The following is a 19,916-nucleotide window of genomic DNA, read 5'->3' as shown; positions in this document are numbered from 1 at the left end:
CGAGCTGGGAAGTCAGCACCGCAACCTGGGGGTGGACCTAATTTCGCGCGATAACACCGACGACGCCGCCGACGATCTGCTGCCTGTCGGCACACCCATCGATCTCGACAACTGCGCACGCGAGCCGATCCACATCCCGGGCAGCATCCAGCCGCGCGGGGTGCTCGCGGTGGTCCGCGAGCCCGACTTCGAGATCCGTCAGGTCAGCGCGAACGTCGCCGATCTGCTCGGTGTGTCCGTCGATGAGGTCCTGGGCAGGCACCTGTCGGCTTTGATGGGCCCAGCCCAGGCCGAACGGGTCCAGCAGTCGGCGTCGGCATTCGGTGATCTGCGGCAACGCAATCCGCTGGAGTTGAATCTCACGGTCGACGGGATATCCCGGCCCTTCGATGCGCTACTGCATCGCGAGCCGGGAGGCGTGCTGCTGGTCGAACTCGAGATCGCGTTCGGGGAACGGCCGTTCTCCTTCCCCAATACCTATCAGGCGGTTCGTAATTCGGTCGAGGAGCTGAACCGGGCGTCCTCGATGACCGAGCTGTATGACACCACCGCCCGCGCGGTCCGTGATCTCACCGGCTTCGACCGGGTGATGGTGTACCGCTACGACCGCGACTACAACGGCGAAGTCGTCGCCGAATGCAAGCATGACGACCTCAATTCCTTTCTCGGCCTGCACTATCCGGCGAGCGATATCCCGGCGCAGGCGCGGGCGATGTATGAGAAGAGCTGGCTGCGTCTCATCTCCGACGTCGACTACACCCCGGCTCCGCTGGTACCCACCATGGATCCGGCCAGTGGGGCACCGCTGGATCTCACGCACGCCACACTGCGCAGCGTCTCACCGATCCACATCGAATACCTGCAGAACATGGGTGTGCGCGCGTCGATGTCCATTTCACTGCTGCGCCACGGCAGGCTCTGGGGATTGATCGCCTGCCACCATTACGCCGGACCACACCTGCCGCCCTACGGGGCCCGGGCCGCCGCCGAATTCCTGGGCTCCACACTGTCATTGCGTCTGATCGACCGGTTCGATGACGACCAGCTGCGCGAGCGGCTGGCCTCCCAGTCGATGCTGGCCCACGTGACAGCGGCAACGCTGAACGAGAGCGAATCCGTCGCGTCGGCGCTGTTGCGCTCCCCCAGCCTGCTGGACCTGCTGCCCGCGGCCGGCGTGGTGGTCAGCCTCGGAGGCGAGTACCACGAACTGGGAGTGGTTCCGCCGGCCGACGTGGTGGCCCAGGTCGCGACCTGGGCGCGCGGCGCGGGTGAGGAAATGGCATCCACCGAGCGGCTGTCCGACGCTCTGCCCGGCCTGGATCTGCACGAGGCCGCCGGCGCGCTCGCGCTGAATCTGCCCGATGAGCAATACGTGGTCTGGTTCCGGCAGGAGGCCCTGCGCGCGGTGGATTGGGGCGGCGATCCGCACAACAAGGCCATCGCGGTGCGGGAAGGCGACGGGGTTCGGCTCAGCCCGCGCAAATCGTTCGAACGCTGGCGTGAGGTTGTGGACAAGTGCTGCGAACCGTGGGCGCCGATCCAGGTCGAGACCGCCGAGGCGCTGCGCGGTCACCTCGTCGAGGAGTTGTACCGGCGCACCCGGGGGGCCTTCCGCGTCGCGGAGATGCTGCAGCGCAGCCTGCTGCCCGCATCGATCCCGTCCATCCCGGGCTGGGAGCTTTCGGCCGACTACCGGCCCGCCGCCGGTGGCCGGGTGGGCGGCGATTGGTACGACGCCTTCCAGCTCCCGAACGGGCGGCTCATCGTGCTGCTCGGTGATGTCGCCGGTCACGGCCTGCCCGCCGCCGGGGCGATGGCCCAACTGCGTAACGTGTTGCGCTCATTGCTGTTTGCCGGGGCCACACCCGCCGAGGCATTGGGCCAGCTCAACGACTTCAGCCTGCACCTGATGCCCCGCACGTTCGCGACGGTGATCCTCGCGCGGGTCGACCCGGCGTCCGGACAGGTCGAGGCGGCATCGGCCGGGCACCTGATGCCCTACCTGGTTGGCCCCGTGGTCGAGCAGGCTCCGGTGCGGCTGTCTCCGCCGATCGGTGTGCGGGGTGTGCAGTACGCGCCCAGCACCTTCACCCTCGATCACGGTCAGGGACTGGTGATGTACTCCGACGGCCTGGTGGAACGCCGGCACTCGACCGTGGACGACGGGATGGCCAGACTGGCCGGCGCGCTCGGCCGGGCCGGCGACCTCTCCGCATCGGGCATCTCGAAGGCGCTGGCATCGAGTGAGACCGACGATGACGTCACCGTGATCACGCTGCAGCGCCGCTGACATCGCGACGGTATGTTGTCGTCCATGCCGGTCACCGTCATCCTCGAACTGAAGATCAAGCACGAATCCGTCGCCGACGCGCGCGATGTCTTCCGGCGCGCCCTCACCGACACCCGGGCCTTTCCCGGCAATCTCGGCACCGACGTGCTGGTCGACGAGAACGACGAAGGCCACTGGCTGATCTACGAACTCTGGGAGTCCGTCGAACACGATGAGGCCTACCGCGCCTTCCGGGCCGGCGAGGGCAAACTCACCGAGGTGCCCGCCCTGCTGAGCGCACCGCCGGTCAAGACGCGGTACAGCACCAGCGACGTCTAGTTCGTCAGACGGTCGGCACCGTGCCGCCGTCGACGACGATATCGGCGCCCACCACCGAACCCGCCGCATCGGACTCCAGGAAGCCGGCCGCGGCGATCCGGTCGATCAGTGCCTCGGCGGCGCCGGTCTGAATGAACCCCGGCGACACCGTGTTGACGCGGCTGCCGCGCGGTGCGACCTCGTTGGCCAGGCCCTTGCTGTAGGTGCGCAGCGCTGCCTTGGCCGACGCGCTGGAGCCACCGGCCACATGCACCAGCACCTGCGGGGCCCGGTGGGAGCGTCAAGCCGGCGGCATTGAACCGTCCGCACGTGCGCATCGTGTGTCGTGTATCAGCGTGCGACACAGGGGGCCGACATGCAGCGATTCATCGGACTGGGGGTGGCAGCCGTCGTCGCATCGGCCGTGGCGGTCACGCCGCTGCCGGCGGCCCCGGAGGTCGTCCACGACGTCGCGCTCACCGCGTCGACGTCGGTACCGCCCGGCGGGCTGATCGGCAGTTTTCTGCACAATCAGACGGTCTACTGCTCGATCATCTGTCCGCTGCTCGCGCAGACCGGCGCGACGGCGGTGACCACCACCCTGCAGGTGCCCGGAACCTTCTTGGCTGCGCTGTCCGCGGGTGACGTGCTGAAGGCGATCGGCGCCGCGGCCGCCTCGGTCACCGGGCCCACCGAGGCCGCCGCACAGCGCGCCATCGATGCGGACGCCGCCATTCCGGCGCAGCGCGCGCTCAACGCTTTCCAGGTCGGTGTCGTTGGCTTACTCAACGTGCTGCCCGCCGTTCAGCGCGGCGTCCCCGAAGTCGCCGCTGCGCTGAACAAGGCACGCCAGGACACCTATATCGCACTGAATTTGCCCTTCGTGCCCGACCCCGAGCCGACGGTGATGCCGCGCGGGGTGTTTCAGGTAGCGGTGGTCGGCGCCATCAATGTGGTTGCGGCGGTGATCTTTCCTGCGTTCAACTATGTGCTGGCCGGGGTGTTCGAGGTCCCGGACGCGATGGCGCAGGAACTCGCCAGATCCGGAAACCCGGTGCGTGCCCTGGCGGCCGGCATCAGGACCGCGGGCGCGGTGGTGGACGCTGCGGGCGAGGTCATCACCGAGGCCGTCGTCACCGCGGTCGACAACGTCCGCCATGCCGCGGCCGGCCCCCCGGCGGAACCGGCAGCACCGACCGCGGCCACGCCGATGGGCGCGACGCCGACGACCACGGCGCCCAGAAAACCGTCGCGTCCCGCCGCGCAACGCGCGCAGCCCGTCCCGCTGCACGACGTCGCATCCACCCTGCGGCACTCCGTGCACGAACTCGTGGGCAGCGTCACCCCACGCACCTCCCGCACGAGTCCCAAGGTCGCTCCCCCCGAGACCGAAGCACGTCCGGCCGGCGAGCGGGAGGACTCCCGGTCGACCGCCGCTGACCTGCCGAGATCGCCGAGAAGTGTAGAAAAACCACGAGACGGGTAGACGCCCAGTCACCTGTACGTCGCCGCCCAACCCGGGGCCGACGTAGGCGGAAAGTGACGGATATGCGACTGCTTGCGGCCGTGCTCGCCGCCGTGGTCGTCCTCACCTGCGGCGCGTGTTCCACCGGCCAGCGGGTCGATCTCGGCCAGGACTCAGGCAATCTGATCGCCGCCATCTCGGGGGAACCCGACCAGTTGGACCCGCACAAGACCAGCGCCTACTTCTCCTTCGAAGTGCTGGAGAACGTCTACGACACGCTCGTCGAACCCGACGCCGATCTGATCATGCGCCCGGCGCTGGCGGAGTCCTGGGAGACCTCACCGGACCAGCTGGTCTGGACATTCCGGCTGCGGCCCGGCGTGACCTTTCATGACGGCAGTCCGTTCACCGCCGACGACGTCGTCTACTCCTACCGCCGCATCATCGACGAGGAACTCACCAACGTCGACAAGTTCAGCGCCATCACCGATGTCAGCGCCACCGACGACCGCACCGTGCGCATCACGCTGGCGCGCCCGACGCCGAACCTGCTGACCAACCTCGGCGGGTTCAAGGGAATGGCGATCGTGCAGCGCGCCAATGTCGAGGACGGTCAGATCGCCACCCACCCGATCGGCACCGGACCGTTCTCCTTCGTCAGCCAGAAAAGCGGCGACTCGATCACCCTGCGCGCCAACGAACGGTACTGGGGCGGCACCCCGAAGATTCCCGGGGTCACCTACCGGTTCATCAGTGAACCGTCGACCGCGCTGTCGGCACTGCAGGCCGGTGAAGTCGACTGGACCGATGCCGTGCCGGCGCAACGGGTCACCCAGCTGCGCAACGACGACTCGCTGCATCTGGCCGAAACACCCAGTAACGACTACTGGTATCTGGCACTGAACCTGGCCCGGCCACCCTGGAACGATGTGCGCGTCCGGCAGGCCGTGGCGTATGCCATCGACCGGCCCTCGATCGTGCAGGCCACCAGTTACGGCACCGCGCAGGCGAATCAGCTGGCGATCCCCGAAGGCAACCCGTGGTTCGTGCCGTACGACCGTTACAGCCAGGACCTCGACAAGGCCAAATCGCTGTTGGCCGAGGCCGGCGTGACACCATCGACGATGGACGTGCTGGTCACCACCGAGTATCCGCAAACCGTCACTGCCGCTCAGGTGATCGCCGACAACCTTGAACCCCTGGGCATTACCGCGAACATCCGCACCGTCGACTTCGCCACCTGGCTCGACGAACAGAACAGCGGACGGTTCGACATGCTGATGATGGGCTGGCTGGGCAATATCGACCCCGACGATTTCTACTACGCCCAGCACCACACCGACGGCACCAGCAATGCCCAGAAATTCTCCGACCCGCGGGTGGACAAACTGCTCGACGCGGGCCGCACCGAAACCGATCAACAAGCGCGCAAAGAAGATTACGCGCAGGCGGCCACCCTCATCGCCGACGAGGTGAGCTACCTGTACCTCTACAACCCGGCGGTGCTGCAGGCCTGGGCGCCGGGCCTGTCCGGGTATGAGGCGCGCCGCGACAAGGCGATCCGGTTCCGCGGCGCCGTCCTGGGCGGCGGTGCCGACCAGTGACGGTATTGAGGTTCCTGGCCCGGCGGCTGGCGTACTCGCTGGTGGTGTTGGTGGGTGTGCTGATCGTGGTGTTCGCGCTGGTGCACCTGGTCCCCGGTGATCCCGTGCGGATCGCCCTCGGGACCCGCTACACGCCAGAGGCGTACGCGGCGCTACGCCAGGCCAGCGGACTCGACCAGCCGCTGATCAGCCAGTTCTTCGGCTACCTCGGCCACGCGGCCACCGGAAACCTGGGCGTGAGCTTCCGCAACGGCGACCCCGTCACCGAGATCCTGCTGGACCGGCTGCCGGCGACGGTGTCCCTCGCACTCGTCGGCATCGTCCTGGCGCTGGCGATCGCACTGCCCGCCGGGATCTACTCCGCACTGCGGGAAGGCCGCGCCAGCGACGCGATCGTGCGCATCACAAGCCAATTCGGCGTGTCGGTGCCCGATTTCTGGCTCGGCATCCTGCTCATCTCGCTGTTCTCCACCGTGCTGGGATGGCTGCCGACCTCGGGTTACCGCCCGCTGTTCGAGGACCCGGGCGGCTGGCTGCGCCACGTCATCCTGCCGGGGCTGACCGTCGGCTTGGTGGCCGCGGCCATCATGACCCGCTACGTCCGATCGGCGGTGCTGGAGGTGACCGCCATGGGTTACGTGCGCACCGCACGCTCCAAGGGTCTTCCGCCCCGGGTGGTGACGATGCGTCATACCGTGCGCAACGCGCTGGTCCCGATTCTCACCATCACCGGTATCCAGTTGGCCACCATCCTCAGTGGTGTCATCGTGGTCGAGGTGGTGTTCGCCTGGCCCGGTCTGGGCCGGTTGGTGTTCAATTCGGTGGCCGCGCGTGACTACCCGGTGATCCAGGGCGCGGTCCTGCTGATGGCGGTGCTGTTCCTGGTGGTCAACCTGCTGGTGGATCTGCTGTACGCGGTGGTCGATCCGAGGATTCGGCTGTCATGACCGAACACGAACTCGACGACGAGCGGACCAGGGCCTGGCGGTTGCTGGCCGGCAATCCGGTGACCGTGCTGAGTGCAGTGGTGCTCATCGCGGTCATCGTGATCGCGCTGACCGCCTCCTGGATCACCCCGTACGGCGTCAACGATGTGAATGTTCCGCAGGCCCTACACCCACCCAGCGGCGCGCACTGGATGGGCACCGACGAACTGGGCCGCGATGTGCTGTCGCGGGTGCTGGTCGCCGTGCAGGCATCGATGATGGTGGCGGTGATCAGCGTGGCGTTCGCCGCCGTCGTCGGTGTCACGTTGGGGGTGCTGGCCGGGTATCGGGGCGGCTGGCTGGACACCGTGGTGATGCGGATGGTCGATGTGATGTTCGCGTTCCCGGTGCTGCTGCTGGCCTTGGCCATCGTCGCCGTCCTCGGGCCGGGGCTCACCACAACGATTCTGGCGATCGGCACCGTCTACGTCCCGATTTTCGCGCGGGTGGCCCGCGCCAGCACGCTCTCGGTCCGCGTCGAGCCCTATGTGGCGGTGTCGCGCACGATGGGCACCGGGTCGGGCTACATCCTGACGCGGCACATCCTGCCCAACATCACCGGCCCGCTGATCGTGCAGACGTCGCTGTCGCTGGCCTTCGCGATCCTGTCCGAGGCGGCGCTGTCCTTCCTCGGCCTGGGACTGCAGCCACCGCAGCCGTCGCTGGGGCGGATGATCTTCGATTCCCAGGGTTTCGTGACGCTGGCATGGTGGATGGCGGTGTTTCCCGGGCTGGCCATCTTCGTCATCGTGCTCGCCTGCAACCTGCTGGGTGACGGCCTGCGCGATGTGCTGGACCCCAAGCAGCGCACCATGATCGAGGCGCGGAGGCGACGATGACGTCCGAGGTGTTGTCGGTCCGCGATCTCGGCGTGCGCATCGGGCGCCGGGAGATCGTGCGCGGGGTGTCGGTGACCGTGGAACAGGAACAGACCGTCGGCATCGTCGGTGAGTCCGGTTCGGGTAAGTCGATGACCGTGCTGGCCGGGACCGGGCTGCTCGATGCACCCGGGGCCCAGGTCAGCGGATCCAGCGTCCTCGCCGGGGACCTGGAACTCGTCGGCGCATCGGCACGCACCCTGCGCCGGGTGCACGGCGGCCGGATCGGTTTCGTCTTCCAGGATCCCGGCACCTCGCTGAACCCGCTGCTGACGGTCGAACGCCAGATCACCGAATCATTGGAGACACACAAACATCAGACGCGGCGGCAGGCCCGCGCGCGGGCACTGGAACTGCTCGAGGCGGTCGGTCTGCCCGAACCACAGAACCGGCTGCGCAGCTATCCGCATCAGCTCTCCGGCGGACAGCGCCAACGCGTGATGGTCGCCATCGCACTGGCCTGCGATCCGGAACTGCTGATCGCCGACGAACCCACCACCGCCCTGGACGTCACCACCCAGTCCCAGATCATCGAGCTGATCCGGGATCTGCAGCGGGATTTCGGGACCGCGGTGCTGTGGATCAGTCACGATCTCGGGGTCATCGGCGAGGTGGCCGACACGGTCACCGTGCTGCGCAACGGATCGGTGGTCGAGCGGGCGAGTGTCGACGACATCTTCGATCACCCGCGCGAGCCCTACACCCGCGAATTACTCGCTGCCCGTCCGGTGTTGGGCGGGAGCGGACCGCCTGCCCCGACGCCTGACGCGCCGGTGCTGCTGGATGTCGAGGGCCTCGACATCCGCTTCCCGGTGCGCACCCCGACGGGTAAATCGGTGGTGCACGCGGTCAAGGAGCTGTCATTCCGGATCCGCCGGGGCGCCACCCTGGGCCTGGTGGGTGAATCCGGTTCGGGCAAGTCCACCGTGGCCTCGGCGCTCACCGGCCTGGTGGCACCCCGAGCGGGCAGTGCGGTCCTCGACGGCACCGATGTACTGAATGTGCCCGGCGCACAGCAGAAGACCGTGCGACGGCGCATCAGTCTGGTGATGCAGGATCCGTTCGCCTCGCTGAACCCGAGGATGCCGGTCGGGGTGTCAATCGCCGAACCGCTCGTCGTGCACGCCCTGGTGACCGACCGCACCAATCGGGAGGCCCGGGTGGGTGAGCTGCTGGAGTCCGTCGGGCTGTCCGCGTCGTTCGCATCCCGCTACCCGCACGAGCTATCCGGCGGGCAGCGCCAGCGGGTGAACATCGCCCGCGCATTGGCCGTGCAGCCCGAACTGTTGATCCTCGATGAGGCCACTGCCTCACTGGATGTGTCGGTGCAGGCCAAGGTGCTCGATCTGCTGCTCGAACTGCAGCGCGATCTCGGGCTGACCTACCTGTTCATCGGGCATGATCTGGCGGTCATCGAGCGGGTGAGCCACGATGTGTTGGTGCTGCGCGCCGGTGAGTGTATCGAATACCGGCCCGCCGCCGAGCTTTTCGCCTCGCCGGAGCACGAGTACACCCGCGCGTTGCTGGCGGCGGTACCGCCGGACCGGTTGGCCCGCGCCTAGTCGAGGCTGATGCGCTCGGTGCTGCCTACGGTCGCCTTGGTAGTGGTGACATCGCGGCATTCGCCGTACAGGTCGATACCTCTGTTCTTGTGCCCCACCGCCTGTGGGGTGAGCACCGCCACGACGTTGTGTTTGGCGACGGCGGCACCGTGGCTCGCGAACTCGGTGTCGCCGGTCCAGCCGTCGGCCTGTAACCGCCGGATCATCTCCGCCACCTCGGCATCGGAGGTCTCCAATGTCGGCGCGGTCGGATACCAGATGCTGATCACGCTGCGGAACGGGGCTTCGTGCTGGTCATTGCACGAAGCGCGCCAGAACACCACCCTGGTCACTTCGAGCTGCAGAGCACGCACGACATCGCGGGCAGCATCGACGACCTGCGCCTTGGACTGCTCGGGGGTCAACGGGTCGGGCACCAGTTCGGTCAGCGATGCCACGGTCCCACATCCTGTGACGAGAACGGCGAGCAATCCCGCACCGAATCTCTTGGCACCCAAGACTTCCCCTCGAACGTCGGTGAGCTACCCATGGTGGTGCCCGCCGGTGGCAGGCCGGAACACCTCGGCGTCGATCTCGACGACGGGCATCCCGGGGATCGCGATCTGGGTCCGGGGTGGCGCCGTCATCCCCATGCTCTCAAGTTCGTCGCCCCGGCCCGAGGCGATGACGGCGATGCTGTAGAGAGATTCGCCGCCCGGCTCCAGGTACCCGCTGTGATCGGTCCACGGCCAACCTGTCCCGGCGACCTCGGCCTTGAACCGGGTGGACCCGAAGTCGTCATCGGCGGGATCGGTGCCGAGCCCGACGGTCAGCCCGGAACCTGGTATGTGGACCTGATTGCTATCCCCGCCCAGCAGCGTCACGGGGTCGGTGGCGGCCGCGCCGACGAAAACCCGCCCACCGTCGGGAAGATGAAAATCGGCGGCGCTGGTGGCCAGATCGGTTCCGGGCGAACCGATGAGCACGATATCGTCGGCGCGCATCCGGTAACCCGCGGCGGCATCGGCGACGGTGGTGGAACCGTAGGAGTGCCCGACGGCGGTGACGTGCGCGTCGCCCGTGTTGGTGACCTCCAGTGCGTTGACATCAGACGCCAGCAACGCGCCGCCCTCCCGGGCGTTTGCGACCTGCGCGACGTGCGGGTCGGCCAAGCTGTCCGGCGCGTCGTAGCCCATCCAAGCGAGGACGGCGACCGGCTTGTGGCGGTCCGCGGACTTGGTCTCGTTGAAGACGTTCGCGGCGTCCGGGCCGGCCAGCCAGCCGCTGGTCACACTGTTGCTGGTGCCGGGCACCACCACGGCGGTGTTCGCGGCTCCGTCCGGGTCACCTATCGAGATCGCGACGCGTCCCTGCCCGTGAAACGCTTCCGGCTCGTAAACGTAGAGAAACGTGTCGGTGCCACGGGTCATGTCCCGGTTGGCATTCAGCGCTTCCCGCACCTTCAGCGCGTTGTGATATCTCGTCATCGCCGCAGCAGGTACCGCGGAGGTGGCGTTCTCGACGCGGGCGATATCGCGCTGCATCACCGCGATGTTGGCCGCACTGCGGACGGCGACCGATATCCCGTTGAGGTTGCCCAGCGCATTCGGGCGGTCGTGCTGCAGTTGCGCACGCTCCGATGCCGTCAGTGCATCCCACCACCGCTTGACCTCGCACGGATCATCTCCCGCCGGCATTTGCGCACCCCGAGCGCAGGACCCGAAACCTGGTGCCGGCAGGTCCAGACCGGCGACGGCCGCGCCCAGCTGCCGGCTGAGGTCGCGGTCGGTGGTGTCGAACTGCGCGAGCATCGTTTTGAGTGTCATCGCGTGGGTGGCCGCCAGTTGTCGCAGCCGCGTGTCGTGTACCGGGCTGAGGCTGCGGTGGTGATCGAGCATCGAACCGGGACGCACCGACACCGAGCCGTCGGGCGCGATGAGCCAGCCCTGGGCGGTCAGCCGGCCGACCACGGCGATGAGTTGCGTCCGGGTGTGTTCCAGGCTGCTGCCGCCGTCGGACAGGAGGGTTCCGGCGCGCACGAGCGCGTCGTGCATCTGCTGCATCCGCTGCACGGTGGGCGCGACCGTGTCGTGAGCGGCATCGGAGGCAACGCCCCGCCAGCCCGACCGCAGCATGTGCAGGGTGGCGCGCTGCTGGTCGATCCTGCCTGCCAGCCGGGCTGCATGCCTGCCGAGCTCGGCGCCCGAACGCTCCAGCTGATCCGGTTGCGAACCCTGAACCTGTGGAATCGTCACCGGCATAAGGGCATTCCCGTCAGATCGTTCCCGCGACCTGACCCAACCGGCTACCCAGAGCGTCGTCGGTACGACGGTAGGTGTCCGCGGCGGTGTTGAGTTTGTCCGCATGCGCGGACAATTCCGCACCGATGGCGGCGCCGGCCTTGTCGATCGCCGATGCCGCGAAGGCGAGAGCGGCACCGCTGCGCAACTGGGACACTCCGGCGGCAGCCCCGGTCAGGGACTGTCCGGCCGCCATCGCCGCGACGAACGCGCCCACCTCACCTTCGGCCGACGCCGCCGCGACCAGCCGCGAGGGGTCGACCCGCAGTGTGGATGACATAACCCTCATCCTAAGGTCGCCTGCGCACCGCCCCACGCACCTTTTCGGCGCCGCTGGCACAGTGGATGGACATGGGGTCCTTCAACGACGAGTACTGGAACCACAACACCGCCTACCACCCGTGGTTGCTCGACATCGCCGCGCGACGACCGGGTGACGTGCTCGACGTCGGTTGCGGCGACGGGCTTCTGGCGCAGCGGCTGGCACCGCTGTCGCGCACCGTCACCGCGATCGATCCTGACGCGTCGGCCGTCCGGCGGGCTGTCGAGCGAGTCGGCACGCTGCCCGAGGTTGAGGTACGCGAATCTGTCTTCGACACCTTCGATCCCGGACCGCGGCGATTCGACCTGATCACCTTCGTGGCGAGCCTGCACCATATGGATACCCGGGCAGGTCTGGCCCGGGCGTGCGACCTGCTGAACCCGGGTGGCACCATCGCCGTGGTCGGGCTCAGCGCGAACAAGACTGTCCGCGATTGGATCTGGTCAGCGGTGTGCCTGCCCGCGGTGCGCGCCGGGTCGTGGCGGCATTCCGAGGTCCCTGATATCGGCGTGCCCGTCGCCGACCCGCGTGAGTCTCTCGATGAGATTCGACGCGTGGCCGGCGACGTGCTGCCGGGTGCCGTGATCCGGCGTGCGCTGTACTACCGCTACCTATTGCGCTGCACGCTTGGGTGATTGATCCCAGTCGTCCTGTCGGACCGTTGCTGCTGCCGTGGCGTCCGGCATCACACTGCCGGTCCCCGGCGTCGACAACGACCATCCGCCCACACCTTCACAGACCAGGTCGGTCGGCATGGACACCTGTGTCGGCACCGGCACCGGGAGTCCGCTCACCGAAGGCATGTTGAGCTGAGGCGTCGGGAGCATGCCCGTCAGGCCTGTGCCGCTCGGCATGCCGAGCGAGGGCTGCGGAAGCATTTCGGCGAGGATGCCGGTCACACCAGCCAGCGGTGCCATGACCATCCCTGGAATACCCGATGCCGCACCGGCTGCGGGTGCCATCACACCGGGAATCCCGGCGAAGGCGGTACCGCCACCACTGCTCACTCCCGCACTGCCGCCACCCACGGCCGCTGCGGGCGCCGCCGCCTGAACGGCTGCCACCGCAGGTGCGGTCACGGCCTGCACGGCTCCGAGTCCTCCGGTGCTGGCCATCAGCGGTCCGACGACCGCGGCGTTCACGCCGCCGGCTCCGGCACCACCCGCACCGGCTGCGCCTGTCGCGCCACCGCCGGCCGCACCGCCACCGGCCGCGCCACCGCCGCCGGCTCCCGCGCCGCCCGCTCCGGCACCACCCGCGCCACCACCGCCACCGGCTCCAGCGCCTCCTGCACCACCGGCACCGCCGCCTGCCGCGCCACCGCCGCCGGCACCACCTGCGCCACCGGCACCAGCACCGCCACCGGCGCCACCACCGGCCGCTCCGCCACCACCGCCGGCACCAGCACCACCGGCGCCACCACCGCCACCGGCGCCACCACCGCCACCGGCACCTCCAGCGCCACCACCGGCTCCGGCCCCGCCGGCTCCGGCGCCCGCATCACCCGCGGGGATCGCCACCGCGGCCGCGTCCTCGATCGCACCGGCGGCCGGGCCACCGACACCGGCTGCGTCCGCGAGCGGAAGTCCACCACCGACACCTGCGGCATCGGCGAGCGGAAGTCCACCACCGGCACCCGCGGCATCGGCGAGCGGAAGTCCGCCACCGCCGGAGCCCTGCGCGATGACACCTTCAGCAGCTGCGAGGCCGCCGGGCGCCGCGCCTGCGGCGTTGTCGAGGAGTCCTGAGTTGAGTCCGGTGTTCGCCATCAACGGGCCGACCACCGACGTGTCCACCAGCGGAGTGCCCGCAGGCACACCGGCCGCGTCCACCAAAGGCGCACCCGCCGGTGCGCCGCCTGCGATCGGAGCGCCGCCGCCAACCGGGGCACCTCCGCCCACGGGTGCGCCACCTCCGACCGGGGCACCACCACCGACCGGCGCGCCGCCGCCCACGGGTGCACCACCACCGACCGGGGCGCCACCACCTACCGGTGCACCACCACCGGCGCCTGCGGGAGCGCCACCGGCGGCACCGCCACCGGCGGGAGCACCGCCACCCGCGCCACCGGCCGCCGGAGCACCGCCACCGACAGCACCCGCGTCTCCACCTGCACCGCCCGCACCGGCACCACCTGCACCAGCACCGCCACCGGCGGCACCTCCGCCTGCCGCACCGGCGCCACCCGCGGCACCGCCTCCGCCGGCCGCACCGCCACCGGCCACGGCGGGTGCCGCAGCCTGGACGACAGCCGCGCCGGGCGCAGCCGCCGCGGCTCCAGCGTCAGCGACCACAGCGGCGGGAGCACCGCCCACAACGGCGCCGGGTGCGCCGCCGACGACTCCGCCGGGGACGCCCGCACCGCCGGGCACACTGATGCCCGGAATGCTGATATCGGGAACCTCGATGTCGATATCCGGCACCGAAATCTCGGCAGGCGGACCGGCCACCTGGACCGGCGGCGCGTGCACCTCGATCGGAGGGGCAGCCACTTCCACCGGGGGCGCGGCCACCTCGACCGGCGGCAGAGCCACCTCCACGGGCGGCGCAGCCACCTCAACCGGCGGCAACGCCACCTCAACAGGAGGGGCAGCCACGGCAAGCTCCACGGGGGCTCCGCCCACGACGCCGCCACCGGTTCCACCTTCGACCACAGCGCCGACGGGAACCGCCCCACCACCGGTGGCGCCACCACCTGCAGCGCCTCCGCCTGCAGCACCGCCACCGCCCACACCCGCTCCACCGCCGCCACCAGCGCCGGCTCCACCTGCACCTGCCGCACCACCGCCACCGGCTCCAGCTCCACCGCCGCCACCAGCGCCGGCTCCACCTCCGCCTGCAGCACCGCCACCACCGGCACCACCGGCAGCTCCACCGCCACCCGCGCCGCCAGCGCCGCCACCGGCGTCACCGCCACCGATCGCGGCGGCAGGAGCCGCACCTTCACCGCCACCGACCACCGGTGCGGCCGCTGCGGGAGCAGCTGCGGCGCCGTCGATCACTGCTGCCGCGGGGACTGGCGCGCCACCTGCCGGCGGCACCACCGCAGCGGCATCCACAAGCGGGCCTGCAGGGGGACCTGCGGGACCGACATTCGCGGCCGCGGGATGAATCACGTCGCCGCCCGGGGCACCACCGCCGCTGCCACCGACACCTTCGCCGCCACCCGCGCCCGGAACGCCACCCTGGCCGACACGAGCCGCGGCATCCGCGAGCGGGGCGCCATCACCGAGTGCACCGGGAATCGGCGCGCCTGCGGTGTCCACGATTCCGGCCGGAGCGCCGCCGACCGCGCCCGCGGCGTCCGCGAGCGGCGCGCCGACCGGCGCTCCACCTGCGACGGGCGCTCCACCTGCGATGGGCGCTCCACCTGCGATGGGCGCTCCACCTGCGAGAGGTGCACCGGCGCCGCCGGCTCCTCCGGCCGCGCCGCCCCCTGCACCACCAGCGCCACCGGCCGCAGCACCGCCGCCCCCGGCACCACCCGCGGCACCCGCACCTCCGGCACCTCCGCCGGCCGCACCCGCACCACCGGCACCGCCACCGGCCGCACCCGCACCGCCACCGGCCGCACCCGCACCACCGGCACCGCCGGTGGCGCCACCACCGGCACCCGCTCCACCAGCACCTCCGGCTGCGCCACCACCGGCGGCGCCCGCGGCGGGGATCGCACCAGCCGCGGTCGCGGGCGGGATGACGACAGGCGCGGCGCCGGCACCGGTGAACGGTGCCGCAATGCCTTGCAACGATTGACCCACATCAGGCGGCGACGCGGCCAGCTGCTGGACCATGCCGACGCAGGGCACGCCACCCGCGCTCGACTGCAACGCCGGTTGCGCTTGCGCCACCGCGCTCAGCAAAAGAGGCGGCGTGCACAATGCCGCCGCAGCAATCATGCTGACGGCCAGCCGATTCGACTTACTCACCATGTCATCCCCAAGCGCTTTCATATTGACGTCGCAGTCAGGGAGAAAGGTAAATGACATGGATGCAACTTCAACGCGCGACAGATGCGACGGTTACCGTTCCGATGCAAAGGAGATCCGGGGCTGTGACAGAACCGGGTAAAACACCTGGACAGCGCACCTGATCAGGTGTTGCGACGGCATGCCAGACCTCCGGTGTCCCGCACCGCGCCCGGTCCGTAGCCTGATGCCATGTCAGACCTCGTTCTCATCGACGTCGCCGATCACGTCGCCACCGTCACCGTCAACGATCCCGACCGCCGTAACGCGGTGACCGCCGAGATCTCGGCAGCCCTGCGCGCCGCGATCGATGCCGCCGAAGCAAACACCGATGTGCACGCCGTCGTGCTGACCGGCGCGGGCAAGGCGTTCTGCGCGGGCGCCGACCTGACCGCGCTCGGTGAAGCCGCCGAGGACGGACTGCGCATCATCTACGACGGGTTCCTGGCGGTCGCCGACTGCACCCTGCCCACCATCGCGGCCGTCAACGGCGCCGCGGTCGGCGCGGGACTGAACCTCGCACTGGCGGCCGACGTCCGAATTGCCGGTCCCGCAGCACTTTTCGATCCCCGATTCCAGAAGCTCGGCATCCATCCCGGTGGCGGTGCCACCTGGATGCTGCAGCGCGGCGTCGGCCCCCAGGTGGCGCGCGCGGCGCTGTTGTTCGGCAAACGCTTCGACGCCGACGAGGCGGTGCGGTATGGCCTGGCTCTCGAGGTTGCCGACGATCCGGTCGCCGCGGCGCAGCAACTCGCCGCCGGCCCGGCCGCCGCGCCGCGCGATGTGGTGATCGCGACCAAAGCGTCGATGCGTGCCACCGCCAACCCGGGTTTTCTCGACAGCGCGCAGCACGCGATCGCGGTGGACGTGGAGATCACACCGCAGGCACGATCCATCGAATCACCGGAGTTCCAGCGGCGGCTGGCCGCAGCCAAGAAGCACTGAGCGCTACAGGTCCGCGAGCGCCAACTCAGGGGTTTCGATCAGCTCACGCAGATCGGTCAGGAATGCCGCGACCTGGGCGCCATCGACGATGCGGTGATCGAAGGCGCACGTCAAGGACATCGTCGGGCGGGCGAGCACCTCACCGTCGATCACCACTGCCCGCGGTTTCAGCGAGCCCATGCCCAGAATGGCGGCCTCCGGGTAGTTGATCACCGGCACCCCGTCATCGAGTCCGAGCGCCCCGAAGTTGGACACGGTGAACGTCGACCCCATCAGCTCGGGCGGCCGCAGCCCGCCGTCGCGTGCACCCTGGACCAACCGGTTGACCTCGGTATCGAGTTCACGCGTGTTGCGCTGCTGGGCATCGGCGACCACCGGCACCAGCAGCCCGCGCGGAGTGGCCACCCCGACGCCCAGATGCACCGCGGCATGTGGGTGGATGCGTGGGCCGTCCGCGGTGTCCACCCATGTCGAGTTCAGCAACGGGTGACGCTGCAGCACCAGCGTCAGCAGCCGCAGGGTCAGCACGAACGGCGTGATCTGCAGGCGATCACGCAGCCTCAGCAACGCCGCACAATCGACCTGAACCCCGGCATGCGCATCGGGAATCTGGTTACGCGACAACGTCATCCGCTTGGCCATCTCGGCCTGCACCCCCGACAGCGCCCGCATGTCCGGGGTGGCCGACGCGGCGAGCACATCATCGCGGGTGACGATGCGATCCGGGCCCGTCGGCGCCACCGCGGTGAGGTCCACCTGGAGTTCGCGGGCCAGTTTGCGGACCGGCGGCTTGGCCCGGGCCCGCCGCGAGGTGTCCATGCGGTCGTCGGTCCCGTAACCCACCAGCACCGACTTCTGCGCTGTACCGGCAATGCGCACCAGGACCGCACCCACGGGCAGCGTGTCGCCTTCCTGCCCACCGAGTTCGGCGATGCGACCGGCGTAGGGACTGGGGATCTCGACCTCGGCCTTGTTGGTCTCCAGCGTGCACAACGTCTGGTTCAGGGCCACCTCGTCACCGACGGCCACCGACCAGCCGGTGATGGTGGCTTCTTCCAGGCCCTCCCCGAGATCGGGGACGCGGAAGTCGAGGAGTTCTGGCTTGTCGGTATCACTCATGTGCCAGAGACCTCTCCACACAGTCGAGCAGGCGGTCCACCCCGGGCAGCCAGATCTTCTCCAGCCGGGCCGGGGGGTAGGGCGTGTCGAATCCGGTGGCACGCAAGACCGGCGCCTCCAGATCGTAGAAGAGTTCCTCGGAGATCCGCGCCGCCAGCTCGGCACCGAACCCGAGGGTGCGAGCACCCTCGTGCATCACCACACAGTGGCCGGTGCGGCGCACCGACTCTGCGACGGTGTCAAAATCGAGTGGATTGAGCGTGCGCAGATCGATCACCTCCAGATCCCACCCATGCTGTTCGGCGGCCAACTCTGCCGCGCTCAGCGCAGTGTCCACCAGCCCGCCGTAGGTCAGCACGGTGACATCGGATCCTCTGCGCGCCAACGATGCCCGCCCGAACGGCAGCGCCGGCGCCTCGGTGTCGACGGTCCCCCGGGTCCAGTACCGACGTTTGGGCTCCAGGTAGATGACGGGATCCCGGCAGGTGATCGACTGGCGCAGCAGCCAATACGCGTCCGACGGGGTCGAGGGCGCGACCACTTTCAGCCCCGCGGTGTGCAGCCAGTAGCTCTCGGTGGATTCCGAATGGTGTTCCACCGCACCGATACCACCGAAAGACGGGATGCGGACCGTGACCGGCATGTCGATATCGCCGTGGGTGCGCATCCGGTACTTGGCCAGGTGACTGACCATCTGGTCGAAGGCCGGCGCAGAGAACCCGTCGAACTGGATCTCGGGCACCGGGACGAACCCACGCACCGCCATCCCGATGGCAATCCCGATGATGGCCGATTCGGCCAGCGGTGTATCGAAACACCGTTGATCGCCGAAGGTTTCGGCCAGTCCGTCGGTCACCCGGAACACCCCGCCCAGCGTCGCGACATCCTCACCGAACACCAGCACCCGGTCATCGGCTGCCATCGCATCATTCAGCGCCTGGGTGATGGCCTGGGCCATCGTCATCGTCAACAGTGACGGACGGGGTTCGGGCAGGTCATCGCCGTGCGTCGAGGACCGCTCGATGATCTGGGTCATGGGCCTAGTCCTTCCCCAACTCGACGAGCAACTGGTCGCGCTGTCTGGCCAACTCCGGGGTGATCTCGTGGTAGACGGTGTCGAAAACCTCCGCGATGTCCATGTCCGGTGCACCGACGATGGCGTCGCGCAACTCGCCGCGCAGCCGCACGGCCCGGGCCTCGACTCGTTCGGTGAGCCGATCCGTCAGCACCCCAACCGATCTGAGGTATGTCTCGTACCGTTGGATCGGGTCCCGGGCCGCCCACTGCTCGACTTCCCGAGCCGATCGGTAGCGGGTGGGGTCATCGGAGGTGGTGTGCGGCCCCATCCGGTAGGTCAGCGCCTCGATGAAGGTCGGCCCACCCCCGTCGCGGGCGCGCTGGGCGGCCTGAGTCATCACCGCGAAACAGGCCAGCACGTCGTTGCCGTCGACGCGGACGGCCGGCATGCCGTAGCCGGCCGCACGGTGCGCCAACGACTGGGCGGCGTGCTGCCGGGTGACGGGCACCGAGATCGCCCACTGGTTGTTCTGCACGAAGAACACGCACGGCGCCCGGAACACCGCAGCCAGGTTCAGCGCCTCGTGGGCATCGCCCTCGGAGGTGGCGCCGTCGCCCATGAAGGCCACCGTCACCGAGTCCTCGCCGAGGCGCTGGGCGGCCATCGCCGCGCCGACCGCGTGCAGGCCGTGGGCGCCGATCTGGATGCAGATCGGCGCGCAGCACTTCTCGGTGAACGACAGCCCGCCGTGCCAGGTCCCCCGCCACACCGCACCCATGTTGGCGGGCGCGATACCGCGGGTCAGGAACGCGCCGAGCTCGCGGTACTGCGGGAACAGCCAGTCCGTCTTGCGCAGGCAGGCCACCGCGCCGACCTGGGCGGCCTCCTGACCGCGGCAGGACGCGTAGAGGGCGAGTTCGCCCTGGCGCTGCAGGTTGACGAACTCGGTGTCGAGTTCTCGGGTGACGACCATCTGCTCGTAGAGCCAGGCCAGCGTCTCGGGCGGCAGGTTCCGGCGGTATCCCCCGGCGCGGTGGTCGTCACTCGGCGTCCCGTCAGGGCGGAGCAACTGCACCAGCCCGTCATCGATCCTGGCGTCGTCAACCGTCGCATCACCCAACACAGCCATACCGCCTCCTTCAGGTGGCGGCATGTTCGGCCGCCATTCCGTGAGGTGCTCGGCACG

The 19,916-nt window shown here is 69.3% G+C and carries 20 protein-coding genes; 9 read left to right on the top strand and 11 right to left on the bottom strand.

Annotated features, from left to right (window positions below):
• Positions 1–31 precede the first annotated feature (31 nt).
• Positions 32–2,290: a SpoIIE family protein phosphatase gene (locus ASE48_RS23180; RefSeq protein WP_235571437.1), complete on the top strand. Its 2,259-nt coding sequence runs from the start codon at positions 32–34 to the stop codon at positions 2,288–2,290.
• Between the two features lie 24 nt (positions 2,291–2,314).
• On the top strand, positions 2,315–2,608 hold the full coding sequence (locus tag ASE48_RS23175; RefSeq protein ID WP_057169515.1) for a putative quinol monooxygenase: 294 nt from the start codon (positions 2,315–2,317) through the stop codon (positions 2,606–2,608).
• A 4-nt stretch (positions 2,609–2,612) separates the two neighbouring features.
• Here the strand turns inward: ASE48_RS23175 and ASE48_RS23170 are convergent, their stop codons facing one another.
• Positions 2,613–2,867, bottom strand: coding sequence for an SDR family oxidoreductase (locus ASE48_RS23170; RefSeq protein WP_057169514.1), 255 nt, complete (start codon positions 2,865–2,867; stop codon positions 2,613–2,615).
• Positions 2,868–2,963: 96 nt separating this feature from the next.
• Between ASE48_RS23170 and ASE48_RS23165 the strand changes: the two genes are divergently transcribed.
• The 5 genes from ASE48_RS23165 (at position 2,964) to ASE48_RS23145 (ending at position 9,082) form a co-directional block, all read left to right on the top strand.
• Positions 2,964–4,073 carry a hypothetical protein gene (locus ASE48_RS23165; protein WP_156409339.1) on the top strand — a complete coding sequence of 370 codons (1,110 nt, stop codon included), beginning with the start codon at positions 2,964–2,966 and terminating at the stop codon, positions 4,071–4,073.
• A 62-nt stretch (positions 4,074–4,135) separates the two neighbouring features.
• Positions 4,136–5,656 carry an ABC transporter substrate-binding protein gene (locus ASE48_RS23160; RefSeq protein ID WP_057169512.1) on the top strand — a complete coding sequence of 507 codons (1,521 nt, stop codon included), beginning with the start codon at positions 4,136–4,138 and terminating at the stop codon, positions 5,654–5,656.
• On the top strand, positions 5,653–6,603 hold the full coding sequence (locus ASE48_RS23155) for an ABC transporter permease (RefSeq protein WP_057169511.1): 951 nt from the start codon (positions 5,653–5,655) through the stop codon (positions 6,601–6,603). Before ASE48_RS23160 ends, ASE48_RS23155 begins: the two co-directional genes overlap by 4 nt.
• Positions 6,600–7,481, top strand: a complete 882-nt coding sequence (locus ASE48_RS23150; protein ID WP_057169510.1) for an ABC transporter permease — start codon at positions 6,600–6,602, stop codon at positions 7,479–7,481. The genes ASE48_RS23155 and ASE48_RS23150 overlap by 4 nt, the downstream gene beginning before the upstream one ends.
• Positions 7,478–9,082 carry an ABC transporter ATP-binding protein gene (locus tag ASE48_RS23145; RefSeq protein WP_057169509.1) on the top strand — a complete coding sequence of 535 codons (1,605 nt, stop codon included), beginning with the start codon at positions 7,478–7,480 and terminating at the stop codon, positions 9,080–9,082. The genes ASE48_RS23150 and ASE48_RS23145 overlap by 4 nt, the downstream gene beginning before the upstream one ends.
• On the opposite strand, the gene ASE48_RS23140 is transcribed toward ASE48_RS23145, so the two are convergent.
• The 3 genes from ASE48_RS23140 to ASE48_RS23130 all read right to left on the bottom strand — a co-directional run bounded on the left by ASE48_RS23140 (position 9,079) and on the right by ASE48_RS23130 (position 11,641).
• On the bottom strand, positions 9,079–9,519 hold the full coding sequence (locus tag ASE48_RS23140; protein ID WP_057169508.1) for a hypothetical protein: 441 nt from the start codon (positions 9,517–9,519) through the stop codon (positions 9,079–9,081). The genes ASE48_RS23145 and ASE48_RS23140 overlap by 4 nt on opposite strands.
• A gap of 84 nt (positions 9,520–9,603) precedes the next feature.
• The gene (locus ASE48_RS23135; protein ID WP_235571436.1) at positions 9,604–11,316 is read right to left on the bottom strand and encodes an alpha/beta fold hydrolase; all 1,713 of its coding nucleotides are present in this window, start codon (positions 11,314–11,316) and stop codon (positions 9,604–9,606) included.
• A gap of 19 nt (positions 11,317–11,335) precedes the next feature.
• Positions 11,336–11,641 (bottom strand): type VII secretion target, encoded by a 306-nt coding sequence (locus tag ASE48_RS23130; RefSeq protein ID WP_057169506.1) that lies wholly within the window; start codon positions 11,639–11,641, stop codon positions 11,336–11,338.
• Between the two features lie 65 nt (positions 11,642–11,706).
• Here ASE48_RS23130 and ASE48_RS23125 point away from each other — a divergent pair, with 65 nt between their 5' ends.
• Entirely contained in the window at positions 11,707–12,318 is a 612-nt protein-coding gene (locus ASE48_RS23125) for a class I SAM-dependent methyltransferase (RefSeq protein WP_057169505.1), read from the top strand.
• On the opposite strand, the gene ASE48_RS33025 is transcribed toward ASE48_RS23125, so the two are convergent.
• The 4 genes from ASE48_RS33025 to ASE48_RS33710 form a co-directional block, all read right to left on the bottom strand.
• Positions 12,295–12,825, bottom strand: a complete 531-nt coding sequence (locus ASE48_RS33025) for a hypothetical protein (RefSeq protein WP_057169504.1) — start codon at positions 12,823–12,825, stop codon at positions 12,295–12,297. The genes ASE48_RS23125 and ASE48_RS33025 overlap by 24 nt on opposite strands.
• A complete protein-coding gene (locus ASE48_RS33020; RefSeq protein ID WP_162264262.1) occupies positions 12,822–13,373 on the bottom strand; it encodes a hypothetical protein in 552 nt (183 codons plus the stop codon). Before ASE48_RS33020 ends, ASE48_RS33025 begins: the two co-directional genes overlap by 4 nt.
• A 297-nt stretch (positions 13,374–13,670) precedes the next feature.
• Positions 13,671–14,630, bottom strand: coding sequence for a hypothetical protein (locus tag ASE48_RS33205; RefSeq protein ID WP_200962242.1), 960 nt, complete (start codon positions 14,628–14,630; stop codon positions 13,671–13,673).
• Between the two features lie 165 nt (positions 14,631–14,795).
• Positions 14,796–15,401 (bottom strand): hypothetical protein, encoded by a 606-nt coding sequence (locus ASE48_RS33710; protein WP_156409338.1) that lies wholly within the window; start codon positions 15,399–15,401, stop codon positions 14,796–14,798.
• A 439-nt stretch (positions 15,402–15,840) separates the two neighbouring features.
• Here ASE48_RS33710 and ASE48_RS23100 point away from each other — a divergent pair, with 439 nt between their 5' ends.
• Positions 15,841–16,593 (top strand): enoyl-CoA hydratase, encoded by a 753-nt coding sequence (locus ASE48_RS23100; protein WP_057169500.1) that lies wholly within the window; start codon positions 15,841–15,843, stop codon positions 16,591–16,593.
• Positions 16,594–16,596: 3 nt separating this feature from the next.
• Here the strand turns inward: ASE48_RS23100 and ASE48_RS23095 are convergent, their stop codons facing one another.
• Genes ASE48_RS23095 through pdhA form a run of 3 tightly spaced genes read right to left on the bottom strand, consistent with a single transcriptional unit; the run spans position 16,597 to position 19,859 of the window.
• On the bottom strand, positions 16,597–17,712 hold the full coding sequence (locus ASE48_RS23095) for a dihydrolipoamide acetyltransferase family protein (RefSeq protein ID WP_057169499.1): 1,116 nt from the start codon (positions 17,710–17,712) through the stop codon (positions 16,597–16,599).
• A complete protein-coding gene (locus tag ASE48_RS23090) occupies positions 17,705–18,748 on the bottom strand; it encodes an alpha-ketoacid dehydrogenase subunit beta (RefSeq protein ID WP_057169498.1) in 1,044 nt (347 codons plus the stop codon). The genes ASE48_RS23095 and ASE48_RS23090 overlap by 8 nt, the downstream gene beginning before the upstream one ends.
• A gap of 4 nt (positions 18,749–18,752) precedes the next feature.
• Entirely contained in the window at positions 18,753–19,859 is a 1,107-nt protein-coding gene (gene pdhA / locus ASE48_RS23085; RefSeq protein ID WP_057169497.1) for a pyruvate dehydrogenase (acetyl-transferring) E1 component subunit alpha, read from the bottom strand.
• Positions 19,860–19,916: the final 57 nt, after the last annotated feature.

The organism is Mycobacterium sp. Root265 (assembly GCF_001428895.1).
Classification (GTDB): Bacteria; Actinomycetota; Actinomycetes; order Mycobacteriales; family Mycobacteriaceae; genus Mycobacterium.
This window is presented reverse-complemented; position numbering and strand designations above follow the sequence as displayed.